This is a genomic window from Pseudomonas sp. UBA2684, from assembly GCA_002354655.1.
Lineage (GTDB): Bacteria > Pseudomonadota > Gammaproteobacteria > Pseudomonadales > Pseudomonadaceae > Aquipseudomonas.
Genome location: DELY01000040.1, coordinates 40936 through 54921 on the forward strand (window position 1 = coordinate 40936; position 13986 = coordinate 54921).

General features: G+C 61.6%; 16 protein-coding genes and 1 tRNA gene. 7 read left to right on the forward strand and 10 right to left on the reverse strand.

All coding sequences use genetic code 11. The features are described from left to right. Positions 1-54 precede the first annotated feature (54 nt). Positions 55-130 (forward strand) — tRNA-Thr (locus tag B3M58_RS13280). Positions 131-243: 113 nt separating this feature from the next. Then, positions 244-591, forward strand: a complete 348-nt coding sequence (locus B3M58_RS13285) for a hypothetical protein (protein WP_296219757.1) — start codon at positions 244-246, stop codon at positions 589-591. A gap of 43 nt (positions 592-634) precedes the next feature. Here the strand turns inward: B3M58_RS13285 and B3M58_RS13290 are convergent, their stop codons facing one another. The 3 genes from B3M58_RS13290 to msrB all read right to left on the reverse strand — a co-directional run bounded on the left by B3M58_RS13290 (position 635) and on the right by msrB (position 2401). Then, positions 635-1072 (reverse strand): ABA4-like family protein, encoded by a 438-nt coding sequence (locus B3M58_RS13290; RefSeq protein ID WP_296219758.1) that lies wholly within the window; start codon positions 1070-1072, stop codon positions 635-637. Positions 1073-1193: 121 nt separating this feature from the next. Then, positions 1194-1874, reverse strand: a complete 681-nt coding sequence (gene msrA / locus B3M58_RS13295; protein WP_296219759.1) for a peptide-methionine (S)-S-oxide reductase MsrA — start codon at positions 1872-1874, stop codon at positions 1194-1196. A gap of 2 nt (positions 1875-1876) precedes the next feature. Further along, entirely contained in the window at positions 1877-2401 is a 525-nt protein-coding gene (gene msrB, locus B3M58_RS13300; RefSeq protein WP_296219761.1) for a peptide-methionine (R)-S-oxide reductase MsrB, read from the reverse strand. A gap of 437 nt (positions 2402-2838) precedes the next feature. On the opposite strand from msrB, the gene B3M58_RS13305 reads away from it, so the two are divergent. Then, a complete protein-coding gene (locus B3M58_RS13305; RefSeq protein ID WP_296219763.1) occupies positions 2839-3150 on the forward strand; it encodes a DUF485 domain-containing protein in 312 nt (103 codons plus the stop codon). Then, a complete protein-coding gene (locus B3M58_RS13310) occupies positions 3147-4805 on the forward strand; it encodes a cation acetate symporter (protein ID WP_296219765.1) in 1659 nt (552 codons plus the stop codon). Before B3M58_RS13305 ends, B3M58_RS13310 begins: the two co-directional genes overlap by 4 nt. A gap of 155 nt (positions 4806-4960) precedes the next feature. Here B3M58_RS13310 and B3M58_RS13315 read toward each other — a convergent pair whose 3' ends face one another. Then, entirely contained in the window at positions 4961-6004 is a 1044-nt protein-coding gene (locus B3M58_RS13315) for a GGDEF domain-containing protein (RefSeq protein WP_296219766.1), read from the reverse strand. Positions 6005-6195: 191 nt separating this feature from the next. Then, positions 6196-6624, reverse strand: a complete 429-nt coding sequence (locus B3M58_RS13320; RefSeq protein WP_296219767.1) for a GNAT family N-acetyltransferase — start codon at positions 6622-6624, stop codon at positions 6196-6198. 531 nt (positions 6625-7155) lie between these two features. Between B3M58_RS13320 and B3M58_RS13325 the strand changes: the two genes are divergently transcribed. From B3M58_RS13325 to B3M58_RS13335, 3 genes are all read left to right on the forward strand, one after another. Beyond that, a complete protein-coding gene (locus tag B3M58_RS13325; RefSeq protein WP_296219768.1) occupies positions 7156-7947 on the forward strand; it encodes a PP2C family protein-serine/threonine phosphatase in 792 nt (263 codons plus the stop codon). A gap of 23 nt (positions 7948-7970) precedes the next feature. Further along, positions 7971-9503, forward strand: a complete 1533-nt coding sequence (locus B3M58_RS13330; RefSeq protein WP_296219770.1) for a serine/threonine-protein kinase — start codon at positions 7971-7973, stop codon at positions 9501-9503. 111 nt (positions 9504-9614) lie between these two features. Further along, on the forward strand, positions 9615-10481 hold the full coding sequence (locus tag B3M58_RS13335; protein ID WP_296219771.1) for an FHA domain-containing protein: 867 nt from the start codon (positions 9615-9617) through the stop codon (positions 10479-10481). A gap of 29 nt (positions 10482-10510) precedes the next feature. On the opposite strand, the gene B3M58_RS13340 is transcribed toward B3M58_RS13335, so the two are convergent. From B3M58_RS13340 to B3M58_RS13360, 5 genes are all read right to left on the reverse strand, one after another. Continuing rightward, positions 10511-10768: a hypothetical protein gene (locus B3M58_RS13340; RefSeq protein WP_296219772.1), complete on the reverse strand. Its 258-nt coding sequence runs from the start codon at positions 10766-10768 to the stop codon at positions 10511-10513. 176 nt (positions 10769-10944) lie between these two features. Then, complete coding sequence (locus tag B3M58_RS13345) at positions 10945-11562, reverse strand: hypothetical protein (RefSeq protein WP_296219774.1); 618 nt, start codon at positions 11560-11562, stop codon at positions 10945-10947. 195 nt (positions 11563-11757) lie between these two features. Further along, on the reverse strand, positions 11758-12459 hold the full coding sequence (locus B3M58_RS13350; RefSeq protein ID WP_296219776.1) for a YebC/PmpR family DNA-binding transcriptional regulator: 702 nt from the start codon (positions 12457-12459) through the stop codon (positions 11758-11760). Positions 12460-12649: 190 nt separating this feature from the next. Then, on the reverse strand, positions 12650-12910 hold the full coding sequence (locus B3M58_RS13355; RefSeq protein ID WP_296219778.1) for a hypothetical protein: 261 nt from the start codon (positions 12908-12910) through the stop codon (positions 12650-12652). 117 nt (positions 12911-13027) lie between these two features. Next, positions 13028-13762 carry a sulfite exporter TauE/SafE family protein gene (locus B3M58_RS13360; protein ID WP_296219780.1) on the reverse strand — a complete coding sequence of 245 codons (735 nt, stop codon included), beginning with the start codon at positions 13760-13762 and terminating at the stop codon, positions 13028-13030. Positions 13763-13986: the final 224 nt, after the last annotated feature.

Here is a 13986-nt window from a genome sequence, read left to right on the forward strand (position 1 = left end):
ATCAAAAGGCGCTTGAGCAGGTGCACGCTCCATTGAATAATGCGCAGGCATTTCGCCGTTGTAGCTCAGATGGTAGAGCACGTCATTCGTAATGATGGGGTCGGGGGTTCGATTCCTCTCAACGGCACCAATTCTCTTCTACGTCGATTCTCGACGGCACCGCTTGTCCGGGTGATTGAACCGTCATGCCACGCTCATTGCCTGAATTAGCAGGTTTCCCATCGGTGCAGAACAGAGGTCGATATGACGAAATTTGCATGCAGCGTTGCGCTATTGGGCCTGTTGTCGGCTTTGCAGGCATGGGCGGCTGAGCCGCAGGCCGCGCCTCCGACGATTCGCCTGATTCCCCAAGCCTATGTCAGCCCGGGAGCCAGTGGCAGCATTGGTACTTCCCAGCGCTATGAGCGTCATGACCTGTATGGCGGGCAACGGCTGCCAGATCATCTCGGCTCGACGCGCGAGCAAAGCCAGTACGGCAGTCAGTCGCTGGAAACCCGTGGTGGCATTCGCCAAAGCATCGAATACCCCGGCGGCTATGAAGTCCAGCAGTCGCCAGGGCAGGGCAGTTATCGGCGTGAGAGCACTCGCTGATTCTCCGGTAAACCGTTGCTGGTGTTCTGCACCGCCGGTTGGCTCACATGCCCGGGCCAAGCCACCAGCGCAGTGCAAGAAACGCCAACAGACCCAATGGGCCGAACATCAGTGTCAGCACGTAGCAAGGCAGCAGTGCCCAATGGCTGATGCCGGCCAGGGCACCCTCGTCGCGGATATACAAACCGACCATCAAATCGAATGCCAGGATGTGCACCCAGGCAGCCAGCGCCGCGGTGGGTTGGCGCAGCAGGGCGAGGACGCCGCCGAGGCTGAAAAACCCGGGTTTGCCGCTGCCAGGTTCTGGCCGTTGGCGTATGGCCGCGCCTAGCAACCAGGTGTAAATCAGCGCTAGCAGCAGGACCGACAGGCCCAGCACCAGTTCGTCGGTCCATTGCCAGTGCGGCAGGCAGACCAATAGCAGCCAGCCGCCCAGCGCCACCAGTGAGGCCAGTTTGAACAGCGGTTTCAGCAGTGCCATGACTAACCTCGCAGCAGAGTGTGCTGCGAGGTTAGCGGATGTTGATGTGCCCGGCTGGCCTTAGCCGGGCGCTGAATGCCGCGGCATCAGCCAGCGTGAGCCTGGCGTTGCGGCGAATGGCTCAGCCCTGTTTACCCCACAGTTGCTCCAGCCGGTCGTCTCGACCGCAACCGTTGCGGTAGTAGCTGTAGCGCAGCGGATTTTTCTGGTAGTAGTCCTGATGGTATTCCTCGGCCGGGTAAAACGTGGTGCCCGGCAGTATCTCGGTGACAATCGCTTGCTTGAGGCGCCCAGACGCCTGCAGGGCATCCCGGGAGGCTTCGGCCAGGGCCTTTTCTTCGGGCGTACTGTAGAAAATCGCGCTGCGGTATTGCGGGCCACGGTCGCAGAATTGCGCGTTTGGCGTCACCGGATCGATGGTCGGCCAAAAGGCTTCCAGCAACGTGGCGTAGTTGGTCTTGCTGGGATCGTAGTTGACCAGCACTGCTTCGATATGCCCGCTGGTACCCGCCGACACTTGTTCATAACTGGGGTTCGCCAAGCTGCCGCCGATGTAGCCGGAGGTGGTGGCGATCACGCCCGGCACTTTGTCGAAATCCGACTCGGTGCACCAGAAACACCCACCGGCAAACACCGCGACGCCTTGCTCGCCCGGGGCGAGGTTTGTCGGGGTGGCGGGCGGCGTGGATGGAGCCGCTGGGGTTTCCGCCGAAGTCGGCTTGCACGCCGTCAATAGCAGGGCGCAGAGCAGCGTTGCCGTAAGCGATACGCGGTTTGGCCTGGAACGCAGGACGGTCGTCATCGTCAACTCCTCAGTGCGGGCAAGGGTTCGCCCTGGGCAATGAAACGCAGGGCTACACCGTTATTGCACCAGCGCTCGCCGCGCGGTGCTGGACCATCGTCGAACAGATGGCCTTGGTGCCCACCACAGCGCGCGCAATGGTATTCCGTGCGCGGGAAGAACAGCTTGAAGTCGCGCTTGATGCCCGTATGGCCGTCTATCGACTGAGTGAAGCTTGGCCAGCCGGTACCGCTTTCGTACTTGTGTTGGCTGTCGAACAGCGGCAAATAGCAGGCGGCGCAGAGGTAGGTGCCGGCGCGTTTCTCCTGGTTCAACGGGCTGCTGCCTGGGCGTTCGGTGTCTTCTTCGAACAGCACCGCATAGGCTTCGGGGGACAGTTGTTCACGCCAGGCCGCGTGCGGCTTTTGCAGCGGCACAACGGCCGCTGCGCTGCCGGACGATGCGGCATGGCTGCGGCTGGCGTAGCCGCCAAGCACTGGTAAGACTGGCAGCAAGGCGAGGCCTTGGAGTAGGGAGCGTCGTTTCATGGCGGGTCTCTAAGCGAGGGGGCATGCAATAGACACGTTAAGGCCTGGCTTGTTACAGGTCGCGCGTGGAATTGCGCAGAGGATGCCGACGAACATAGCCGCTATGTTGCCGGCGAGCACTGAAAACCGTTTGGCGGCTACCGTACGCTATGCAACACACCTCGCACAGTGACGTTCGCGAAATGCCTGCGGCAGAGGCACTGAATAGGCTGATGCGATACCAGAGATGGCCACTGGAAACAGGCTGGTGCCAGAAACTCGGCAGCAGGCGCGAGTTAGCGAAGTTGTACGGCTAACTACCCCTGCGATGTGCCAGCATTTTGCCGCTCTAGACTTTGGTCGTGAAACGCCTGACGCTTCGACTAAGGTCGTCTGTTGCGCTGTAACCGCCGATTTAGAGTGTCCGCCACCAGCATCCCCTGCTGTGGAGGACTACCATGAGCGACACCATTTACCAGCAGATTGAACAGAATCCGCGTTTTAAAGAATTGGTATCCAAGCGCGAGCGTTTCGCCTGGATACTCTCCGCCATCATGCTTGGCCTGTACCTGGCTTTTATCCTGCTGATCGCCTTCGTGCCCGAGTGGCTCGGCGTGCGCATCACGCCTGAATCAACCACCACCTGGGGTATTCCGCTGGGCGTCGGCTTGATCCTCTCGGCCTTCGTGTTGACTGGGATTTACGTGTACCGCGCCAACGGCGAGTTCGACGACCTCAATCAACTGATTCTCGATGAGGTGCAGAAATGATCGCGCGTCTGCTGAGTGCCATTGGCTTGATGGCCATCACGCCGGCGCTGTGGGCTGCCGGTGCGCTCGAAGGCGAGGTGCAGCGGCAACCGCTGAATACCGCAGCCATCGTGATGTTCCTGGCGTTCGTCGGCGCCACCCTGTGCATCACCTACTGGGCCTCGAAACGCAACACCTCGACCAGCGACTTCTACACCGCTGGCGGCAGCATCTCGGGCTTCCAGAACGGCCTGGCGATTGCCGGTGACTACATGTCGGCCGCGTCCTTTCTGGGTATTTCCGCCCTGGTGTTCACCTCGGGCTACGACGGCCTGATCTACTCCATCGGCTTTCTGGTCGGTTGGCCGGTGATCCTCTTCCTGATCGCCGAACGCCTGCGTAACCTGGGCAAGTACACCTTCGCCGACGTGGCGTCTTACCGCCTTAAACAGAAGGAGATTCGCACCCTGTCTGCCAGCGGCTCGCTGGTCGTGGTGGCCTTCTACCTGATCGCGCAAATGGTCGGCGCCGGCAAGCTGATCGAGCTGCTGTTCGGCCTCGACTACCATGTCGCGGTGATCCTGGTCGGCATCCTGATGGTCATGTACGTGCTGTTCGGCGGCATGCTGGCGACCACCTGGGTGCAGATCATCAAAGCCGTGCTGCTGCTCTCCGGCGCCTCGTTCATGGCGTTGATGGTCATGAAGCACGTCAACTTCGATTTCGGCATGCTGTTCGCCGAAGCCGTGAAAGTGCACGCCAAAGGCGAAGCGATCATGAGCCCCGGCGGTCTGGTGAAAGACCCTATTTCGGCGATTTCCCTCGGCTTGGCGCTGATGTTCGGCACCGCTGGCCTGCCGCATATCCTGATGCGCTTCTTCACTGTTTCGGATGCCAAGGAGGCCCGCAAGTCGGTGTTCTACGCCACCGGTTTCATCGGTTACTTCTATATCCTGACCTTCATCATCGGCTTTGGCGCGATCCTGCTGGTCAGCACCAACCCGATGTTCAAGGACGCCACCGGCGCGTTGCTGGGCGGCAACAACATGGCGGCGGTGCATTTGGCCAACGCGGTGGGCGGTAGCTGGTTCCTCGGCTTCATCTCCGCGGTTGCCTTCGCCACCATCCTTGCGGTCGTGGCTGGTCTGACCCTGGCCGGCGCTTCGGCGGTGTCGCATGACCTCTACGCCAGCGTACTGAAGAAGGGCAAGGCCAACGAGAAGGATGAGCTGCGCGTCTCGAAGATCACCACCGTGGCCCTGGGTGTGCTGGCGATCGGCCTGGGTATTCTGTTCGAGAAGCAGAACATCGCGTTCATGGTCGGCCTGGCGTTCTCGATTGCCGCCAGCTGCAACTTCCCCGTGCTGTTCCTCAGCATGTATTGGAAGAACCTGACTACCCGTGGCGCCATGATCGGCGGCTGGCTCGGCCTGGTTACCGCGGTGACCTTGATGATCCTCGGGCCAACCGTGTGGGTGCAGGTACTCGGCAATGCCGAAGCCATCTTCCCCTACGAGTACCCGGCACTGTTCTCGATGATCGTCGCATTTAGCGGTATCTGGTTCTTCTCGATCACCGACACGTCGCAGTCGGCCGCCGAGGAACGGGCGCGCTTCCTGCCGCAGTTCGTGCGCTCGCAGACCGGCTACGGGGCCAGTGGCGCTGTTGCCCACTGAGCCATGCAGTAGTCACGAACAGGGCAGCCATTGGCTGCCCTTTTTTGTGGCGCTGTGCCAATTACGTGTCGCATGAACCGTCAGGCTTTTGAGGGCGGCCAAGGCCTTCGGCATGGCGGATTGTTCCGCGGGGCTGCATGCCCGCGACGGCAGCATCAATTGACCGGCGAGTTACTCGCCGGGATCGGTGTCTCATCGATGAGAGTGCAGTTGCGCCCGGCGCTTTTGGCTTGATACAGGTGCTGATCGGCCCGCTGTAGCCAGCTTTCCCAGTGTTCACCCGGACGCAGGATGGCACCGCCCATGGACACCGTTACCGGTCCGCCCGGCCCTTTCAGGTTTTGCCCAACCTGGCGTTGCAGGTGCGCAGCCGCTGCCTGCAAGCCGGCTCTATCGGTATTCGGCAGCAGCAGCAGGAACTCTTCGCCGCCGAAGCGAAACAGCCGATCCTCCTTGCGCGAGGCCTGCTTGATCAAGCTGACGAATGCCACCAGCACCTGGTCGCCAGCCTGGTGGCCAAACTTGTCATTGATCAGCTTGAAGTGATCCAGGTCCATCACCAGCACGCCATAGTTATTGCCATGTCGGCGGTGGGTGGACATGGCAATTTTCAATTCTTCGTTCATCGCCCGGCGGTTGCGCGCGCCGGTCAGCGGGTCTTGAATCGCCAGGGTCTGCAGCTGGTCGCGCTGGCTACGCGTGCGGTAGGCGAAGATGCATGTGAGGAGGCTGGCCATCATGCTGGTGACCAGGAATGAGATCATCTGGTAGGTACTCTCGAACACCGACCCCGGCACGATCAGCGCATGACTGACCAGCGCCGTGAGTATCAGCAACGTGGCCACTGCCGCTTTGCCCGGCGACACCATAAAGAAGTTGAAGAGGATCAGCGGGTAGATCCAGAACAGGCCGTTGACCCCCAAGTTGATGGCGATCAGCGTCGAGCCCACGGAGAAAATCGCCGCCAGGTACAGGCCCGGCTTGACCGTGTCGCCGGTGCGCCAGGCGTAGAGCACGGCAAAAACCGTCGACAGCACGATGATGGTATCGGCGATGCTGACCAGGTAGTTGCCTTCTGCCAGGCGGTATATGGCATAGGGCGAGATAGCCAGGACGCCGAATAGACCCATCAAGGTGATGATGGACAGCTGGAAATCGTTACGCAGGCGCTTGAGCAGCCGCGAGGTTTGCATAGACATAGCCGGTACTTTCTAGTTGTTATGGGCTAACAGGCCGTTGAAACGGGCATATCGTCGATGTGCCGCCGTGTTCAAGGGCGTGTTTAGGATGCAGAGCTTTACCCGAACCTGGCAAGGGTAAAAGCTGAGCAAAGTGCCAGCATTTGCGCCAAATAGCCGTGTGAGCCCTCTACCACGCGGTTTTCCGCTGGTCAGGTGACGGCAGGTATGGCGCGTTGACGAACGAGGGCGATCAGCGTCTTGCTGCGTTGGTAGCGTGACAACCGCTCGTTCAGTGCGGCTGGTAGCGCAGTGCAGGGCATAAATCCCTGGTGCCGATAGAACGCGCTCAGTTCGGGGTGGCAAAACAACCAGACCGGCTCGTCGATTGGCGCCAGTGCCTGTGCGATCAGTTGCCGGCCAAGGCCTTGGCGGCGCGCGGCCGGGGCGACGAACAGGCTGGTCAGCCAATACCCGGGCGTCATGGGCCGCAGGCACAGCGCGGCGACAATCTCGCGCTGTTGCGCGACCCACACGCGATCCTGGCGGGCAGTGCGCATGGCTGAGCGCTGCGCTCGGTAGAAGGTGTCTGCCAGCGGTTTCAGGTGCGCGGGGAGTGCGCGAAAGTGCAGGTCGTGCATGCGGCGGGATCAATGAGTTCGAGGGTCAGGTAAATGCCCAGCAGCCGGCGTATGGCCGCCGCTGGGCAGGTGGGTCAGGCGTTAGCGGAGTGACTGCCGAGCAGGGTTTTATCGGCGTGTTTGCCTTTCTTCGCCATGCGCTTTTCTTGCGCGGTTTTCAGTGGTTTTTTCTTCGCCTGTTTCTTTGAATCCATGCCTTTGCTCATGATCGTCACCTCGGTTTACAGAGTGGTTGGGTGCTGTGGTGATCGTAGGGGTTTCTGGGTCACTGCCACCTCCCAAGCTGCATGAGCCTGCATGGATCGAAGTCTACGGCCTATCTTCAAGAATAGCTGGATAGTCACACTGTAAAGGCCGGTTGTGGGCTATTCATCGGCTCGCACTCTGCTGCCGGGGCTCGACTGGTTAACACTTCACTGGAAAATCTGCCGCGGCCGATGACAGCGCCGCATGCCGGTCGCATCATGCGCTCTGGCGCATTCGCCACGGCGATGCCGGCTGTGCCGTCCTCAAGGTTACGAAGAAGCAAGCATGTCCACGACGTTGATTGAACAAGCCCTGGTGTATGCGGCGCAAAGCGTTGCCGGCCAGGTGCGTGAACACAATGAAGACGCGGTGTTGTGCTGCGCCGAGCTGAGACTCTGGGCGGTCGCCGATGGCATGGGCGGTCACCAGTGTGGCGAGGTGGCCAGCGCCTTGGCACTGGAAGCCTTGCAGGGTGCCAGTGCGGCTGGCGAGGGATTAGTCGCCGCCGTGCACGCCGCCAATCACGCGATTCTTGCGGCCGCCGCGCAGGATGGCGAGGGGCGTGGCATGGGCACTACGCTGGTTGCCGCGCACTTCAGCGGTGCCGATTTCGAGATCGCCTGGGTTGGCGACAGCCGTGCCTACCGGGTCAGCGCCGACAACATCACGCGTTTGACCCGCGACCACAGTTGGGTGCAGGCGATGATCGATGCCGGTGAAATGAGTAGCGAGGCCGCGCGCAGTCACCCGCAGCGCAATGTCATCTTGCAGTGCCTGGGGCGCGACGACCAGGCGCTGGATGTTGGCCTGGTCTGCGGCAGCCTGGGCGCGCATGAGTTGCTCTTGCTATGCAGTGACGGGCTGACCGGCGAGCTGAGCGATACGCAGATCCAGCAAGTGTGCAGCAGCGCCGCCACCCTCGACGCGCTGGTCGGCCAACTGATCGCCCTAGCCAATCAGACGGGCGGCAGGGACAATATCTCCTGCATCGTGCTCGGCCGTGCCGCCAGCGCGCCCGCAGTTGCCGTACGCCCGCGCAGCTTCCTCAGCAAGCTGTTGAAACCCTTGAAACCCTAACCACTCGACGTGCGCCGCCCCCTATGAACGAAGGCTTGATTGAGATACCTGGCTACAGCGTGCACGGCCGTTTGGGCAAGGGCGGCATGGCTGAGGTCTACCTGGCTACCCAGCAGTCGTTGCACCGCAAGGTGGCGGTGAAAGTCCTGCTCAGCGCCGACGACGAAGCGTTCAGCCAGCGATTTATCAAGGAAGGCCACATCGTAGCCTCCTTGCATCACCCTTCGATCATCACCATCCATGACATCGACCGGCTCGCCGATGGCCGCTATTACCTGGCCATGGAGTTCGTTCCCGGTGGCGACCTGGCGCAGTACAAAGGCGAGGTATTCGAGGTGCAACGTGCCTTGCGCCTGGTTCGACAGATCGCCAGCGGCCTGGCGGTGGTGCACGACAAGGGGCTGGTACATCGCGATATCAAGCCGGCCAACATTCTTTTCCGCGACGACGCTACGGCGGTGATCACTGATTTTGGCGTGGCCAAGGAAGTGACGCTGGATCACGACCTCACCCAGTTCGGCATCGCCGTTGGCAGCCCGGCCTACAGCAGCCCGGAACAGGCGCAGTGCCAGCCTCTGGATGCGCGCAGCGATATCTACAGCCTCGGCGTGATCCTGCTGGAGATGCTCACCGGCACTAATCCCTACCGCGGGGCCAACTACACGCAGACCGTGATGAACCATGTGCAGATGGACCTGCCGGTTTTGCCGACGCACCTGAGCGGCTACCAATGGTTGCTTGAACGCATGCTGGCGAAGAATCCCGACGAACGCTTCGCCGATTGCCGCGTTCTGCTGGCCAGCCTGGATGAACTGCACGAGCAGGACTCCGACAGCACCCGCATCGCCCCTGCGCTCGTGCTGGGCCTCGCGCGGCCGCGCGCGCCTGCCGGCATCCGCCGCCCCGTGTTGCTCTGGGCATTACTCGGCGTACTGCTGCTCGCGGGCGCGGGTGGTGCGGGCTACTACGGCTACCAGCAGATGCAGATCGCCGATTACCTGGCGCAGGCTGAACAGCGTCTGGGCGAGGGCAAGCTGCTTGAACCGCCACAGGATAATGCCGACTTCTTCTTCCGCCAGGCGTTGCTGCTCGATCAGCACAACGTGCAGGCCCTGGACGGCCTCAATCGCGTGCTCCAGGCGCGTATCAACGGCTACCTGCAACTGGCCGAGCAGCGCATCGGCGAGGAACGGTTATGGCTGCCCGAAGACGACAGCGCGGTGTTCTATTTTCGTCAGGTGCTGGCCTGGGAGCCGGACAACTTGCTCGCTCTGGCGGGGATGAACCGTGTGGCGCAGCGGTTTATCGAACTCAGCGAGCAGGCATATACCCGGCGCGAGTACAGTTTGGCACTGGAGTACATCAAACAGGGGCTTGAGGTAGAACCGGTCAACGAAATCCTGCTAAAACGCTATGACGATCATGAGCGCCGCGTGCGTGTGGCTCAGGCGCCTCGCGCGCCGGCCGGCACGCGCAGCACGGGGAATGCCGCGGCGCGGGAGCCGGGCGCGCAAAACCCGATCAAGCGCCTGTGGAACAACATTTTCAACGATTGACTGCGGCCACTGCGTTGGCCACTGGCGCAGCGTGCGCTGGATTAGCGCCGGGCCGTAGCGGGGCTGCTCATGCAACACGTAATTGCGACATAGCCAAGGTAAACGCCGAACATGCTCAGAATTCACTTCAGCGACAACCGCCAGGCGCCGATCTGGCTGGCCGACGAGCGTTTCACCATCGGCCAGGACAGCCGCAACAGCCTGGTGCTGGCCGATGCCGACATCGGCCCGTTTCATGCGGAGGTTCGCCAGGATCATGGTTTCTATTACCTGACCGACTTTGGCAGCCCGGCCGGCACCTTCGTCAACGACGAACGGATCGGGGCGCGTTACCAGATTCGCGCCAACGACCGTGTGCGCCTGGGCGCGGTCGAGCTGCTGTTTGTCGATCCAGCCAAGAGCAAGGCCAAGGTCGAAACGGCCGCGCGCTGGTTCTTGCAGGTCATCAAGGGTGAGCATGAGGGCAAGAAGTTCCATGTCACCGGGTCGATGACTTTTGGCCGCTCGGTCAAGTGCGAGCTGTGCTTTGGCGACCTGGAGCTGTCGCGTCGGCATTGCGAATTCTTCCTCAAGGACGACGTGCTGGAGGTCAAGGACCTGGCCTCGGCCAATGGCGTGCAGGTCAACCAGCAGAAAGTCAGTACCGCGGTATTGCAGCCGGGCGATCAACTGAAAATGGGTTCGGTAACGTTGCTGGTGATCGGCCCGAAGATCGACGTGGCGCAAGCCGAGGACGAAGACGCCACGGTGTTCATGCGGGCCATCGACCTGCCTAAACCGATCAAGAGCCAGGCCGTGGTCAGCCCGGCGCCAGCCAGCGCCAACCCGCTGCGCACGGCTGGCCAAGCCAACCCCGCGCTGAAAACCAGCGTGCCTGCGGCAGCGCCCGAGACGCGGATCAATCGGCTGTTGCTGGGCGTGCTGGCACTGGTGGTGGTTGCTGCGGCCGCGACGCTGGCGGCCAAGACTCTGCTCTAAGCGGATGCGGCTTGCTCTGCTGTGTGCGTTCAGCTGCGATTGGCGTCCGCTGGCGCCGTTGCTTCGACGTCCTTGATCGCATTGGACATGCGGTGCGCTGGATTCATCAGGGCGCGCCGGATTTTCTCGTAGTCCTCGTATGGCAGGTTGCTACGGCTGAGCATTTCCAGGGCAAATTGCTTGATCTGCGCGTCGCTGTACGGACGCTCGGGCGGCGCGGACTGGGTGGTGCAGCCTGCGAGCAGCAGGCTGAGGGTGGCGAGCATAAGAGCGAGTGAGCGTTTCATCTGAGCACCGGGTGCCAAGGGCTTTAACGGGATGCGCTCAGGCTATTGGACGGCTGGGCAAAGCCGAAATCATTCGCTTCGATAGTGACTATAAGCAGCCTGTCGATCCGGCAGTGCGCCCGCGAGGTGAGATCGCGGGCGCCAAAGGCCGGCACTATGGCGGGTGTGGCGCAGGCTCAGCGCTGGATAGGGCTGGAAAACGCGCTGATCTGACCGAAAGGCGAGCTGTTCATACCGACTTTGACGGCCATCAGTGGCGAGTTATTGAGCCACACATCGTCGATGACGATGGTCTTGCCGACGTCTTCGTTGTCGGCGGCCACCAGCAGGTAGTAGGTGCCATCTTCCGGCGCCTCGCCATCCCAGCCCAGGCTCACCACGCCGACGATCGTCGAGGCACGCGATGGCTTGCTGGCGATCACTGCGCCGTAGGCATCGAGCAATAGCGCACGGGGTTTGAGGGCGAACTTGTTGATGCCCAGGCACGCGTCGTTGCACAGCGAATTGACGTTCAGCGTGTAGCGCTCGCCCTTTTTCAGCTCCAGGGAGAACACCCGGTAGTTGGAGATCGAGCTGCCGAAGTCCATGCGCGGCTCGCCAGCGCTGATCGGCCACTGCGGCGGCAGACCGGGGTTTACCGGCAGGGGGATGACCTCGGCATTGTGGATGGCTTCGAGGTTGCTCTTGGCGATGGGGCTGCTGCCGGTTTGTACGGCGTGCTGGTAGAGCGCCTGCGGCTGGCTAGCGCAGGCGCCGAGTAGCAGGCAGGCGCTGAGGGTGAGTAGCTTATGCAAAGTCAAATTCCTGTGTGGCGACGTCCATGTGTGCATGCTCTGCCTAGGAGCCTCTGGTGACCCGGCAGCCGAGCAGTGTAACTGCTTAGCTCGCTACGGAGTGTGATCAAAGCCCGATGATCGCATCACCCCGCAGCTCGGCTGGCCGCGCATCCCTCCAGTCCTGTCGCTGTCGAGGGCCACCACCACGGCCTGTCAGCCCGACAGGCCAACGTAGACGTTTTGCACGTCGTCATGGGCGTCGATGGCTTCGAGGAAGGCTTCTACTTCTTCCAGTTGCGCGGCGCTCAGGTCACTGATCGGGTTCTTTGGCCGGTAGCCCAGTTGCGCCGATTGCACGGTGAAACCCTGTTCCGGCAACGCGCGGCATACGGCATCGAGGTCCGTCAGTTCGGTGATGAACAGCGTATTGCCTTCCTCGGCAGGCTCGAAATCCTGGGCGCCGGCTTCGATGGCGGCCAGTTCGGGGTCGGCGTCGCCTTCCGGCGTGGCTTCGATCAGGCCGACATGCTCAAAGTCCCAGGCAACCGAGCCGGACGCGCCCATTTGTCCCTTGCGAAACAGCACGCGAATCTCGGCGACGGTGCGGTTAACGTTATCGGTCAGACACTCGACGATCAGCGGCACCTGATGCGGGGCAAAGCCTTCGTAGGTGGTGCGCTCGAACTGCACGTTGTCGCCGAGCAGCCCCGCCCCTTTCTTGATCGCGCGATCCAGGGTGTCTTTGGGCATCGAGGCTTTTTTCGCCTGATGGATGGCCAGGCGCAGCTTGGGATTCATGTCCGGATCGGCGCCATTACGCGCGGCGATCATGATTTCTTTCACCAGCCGGCCGAAAATTTTGCCTTTGGCGTTGGCGGCGGCTTCTCTAGGTTTGGCTTTCCACTGTGCGCCCATGCTGGTTCTCTCGATCGGGTAGCTAAGGAGTCGGGTTGCCTCACCCGCCCGGTGGGGCATTGGCCGGCGGCAATCCGGGATTACGGATTCAGGTTGCGGATTTTAGTCGCTCTGCCACGTCCTGACACCTGCCAATCCTCGCTGCCAGAGTGCGTCGAGGATCGTCCTGCTTGAGCACAATGTTACGCGTTTAGCGCTTGCCCATGGAGCGGCGGGTGCCGTTGGGCGCCGGGCCGATTTTCTTCTCGTGCGCGGATTTATTACCTTTCTGGTTCCAGTGCTGGCCATCGTTCTTGGCGGAGGTGGCCGCGGCGGCTGAAAACAGCGAAGCAAAGCCTGCAGCAGCGGGCTTTTTCGCTGGCGCCGGTTCAGCGGCAGGGTGGTTGTCGAGCGCAGTGGCCTCGGTAGCCTGGGTGGCAGGCGTGTGGTCAGGCGAATGTGTGGTGGTCATGTGAGGTCCGCGGGGTGCCGAGTGGTGGGTCGATAGAGGCAGCAGTATACCTGCCTGGCATGGCCATGCCGCCGATGAGGACGTGCGGCATTGCATATTGAGATAGCGTGGGGTGGGTTACAGGTTGCGCCATATCAGCTGAATGCCGGCCAGCAACATGCCCAGGCGCGCAATGCGGTAGAACCACGTGTGGTTGACCCGCGATTGCAGCCACAGGCCGGTCCACACGCCAATCGGCACAATCGGCGCGAGCATCAGGCTCAGCAGCAGGTTTTCCTCGGTGAACTGCCCCAATGCGCCGTAGGGGATCAGCTTCAGGGCGTTGGTGAGCAGAAAGAACATATTGATGGTGGCCACGTAACGCACCTTGTCCAGCTGTTGCGGCAGCAGGTGCATCATCACTGGTGGACCGCCGGCGTGGGCGACAAAGCTGGTAAAGCCGGCCAGGGTCGACAGCAGGGTGCCGCGGCCTTTGTGCAGTGGGCGTGGCGCCTGGCTGCTGTTCAGCACGCCGAGTAATACGAAGGACACGGCGATCACGCCGATCAGCAAACCAATCAGGTTTTCATTGAGCAATTCGAACGTCAGTGAGCCGATGAGGATGCCGATCAGCGCGCCGGGCATCATCACCTTCAGGTTGGCCGTATCCCATTTGCCGAAGTAGGCCTTCAGCCCGACCACATCGGCCAGGCAGAGGATCGGCAACATGATCGCCACCGCCTGTTTCGGCGTGCTGGCCAACGCCAGCAACGGCACCGCGATACCGCCCAGCGCTCCACCGAACCCACCCTTGGACAGCCCGGTGAGAAACACCGCCGGCAGCGCGAACAGCAGAAAGTCGGACAGGCTCATGGGGGTTACCGCAGCGGCAAAGCGCGCAGGGTAGCAAACACATGCGGTTTGCAGAATGCACGAGCATGCGGCTTTAACAGCGGCTTAATTGGTGGCGATCACATTTTTTTACCCAGCCGCTTATCCCCGTGCATAGACGGCACGGTGCGCTGGTGTGGCGATTGGCTAGGAGAGGGGGGGAATGGAAAAGACCGGCAATCACACCGGTCCTTTCAACTCAGCAG

Excerpts from the sequence above, each read along its gene's own strand:
- B3M58_RS13285 (WP_296219757.1), top strand. The coding sequence starts at position 244 with ATGACGAAATTTGCATGCAGCGTTGCGCTATTGGGCCTGTTGTCGGCT.
- B3M58_RS13290 (WP_296219758.1), bottom strand. The coding sequence starts at position 1,072 with ATGGCACTGCTGAAACCGCTGTTCAAACTGGCCTCACTGGTGGCGCTG.
- msrA (WP_296219759.1), bottom strand. The coding sequence starts at position 1,874 with ATGACGACCGTCCTGCGTTCCAGGCCAAACCGCGTATCGCTTACGGCA.
- msrB (WP_296219761.1), bottom strand. The coding sequence starts at position 2,401 with ATGAAACGACGCTCCCTACTCCAAGGCCTCGCCTTGCTGCCAGTCTTA.
- B3M58_RS13305 (WP_296219763.1), top strand. The coding sequence starts at position 2,839 with ATGAGCGACACCATTTACCAGCAGATTGAACAGAATCCGCGTTTTAAA.
- B3M58_RS13310 (WP_296219765.1), top strand. The coding sequence starts at position 3,147 with ATGATCGCGCGTCTGCTGAGTGCCATTGGCTTGATGGCCATCACGCCG.
- B3M58_RS13315 (WP_296219766.1), bottom strand. The coding sequence starts at position 6,004 with ATGTCTATGCAAACCTCGCGGCTGCTCAAGCGCCTGCGTAACGATTTC.
- B3M58_RS13320 (WP_296219767.1), bottom strand. The coding sequence starts at position 6,624 with ATGCACGACCTGCACTTTCGCGCACTCCCCGCGCACCTGAAACCGCTG.
- B3M58_RS13325 (WP_296219768.1), top strand. The coding sequence starts at position 7,156 with ATGTCCACGACGTTGATTGAACAAGCCCTGGTGTATGCGGCGCAAAGC.
- B3M58_RS13330 (WP_296219770.1), top strand. The coding sequence starts at position 7,971 with ATGAACGAAGGCTTGATTGAGATACCTGGCTACAGCGTGCACGGCCGT.
- B3M58_RS13335 (WP_296219771.1), top strand. The coding sequence starts at position 9,615 with ATGCTCAGAATTCACTTCAGCGACAACCGCCAGGCGCCGATCTGGCTG.
- B3M58_RS13340 (WP_296219772.1), bottom strand. The coding sequence starts at position 10,768 with ATGAAACGCTCACTCGCTCTTATGCTCGCCACCCTCAGCCTGCTGCTC.
- B3M58_RS13350 (WP_296219776.1), bottom strand. The coding sequence starts at position 12,459 with ATGGGCGCACAGTGGAAAGCCAAACCTAGAGAAGCCGCCGCCAACGCC.
- B3M58_RS13355 (WP_296219778.1), bottom strand. The coding sequence starts at position 12,910 with ATGACCACCACACATTCGCCTGACCACACGCCTGCCACCCAGGCTACC.
- B3M58_RS13360 (WP_296219780.1), bottom strand. The coding sequence starts at position 13,762 with ATGAGCCTGTCCGACTTTCTGCTGTTCGCGCTGCCGGCGGTGTTTCTC.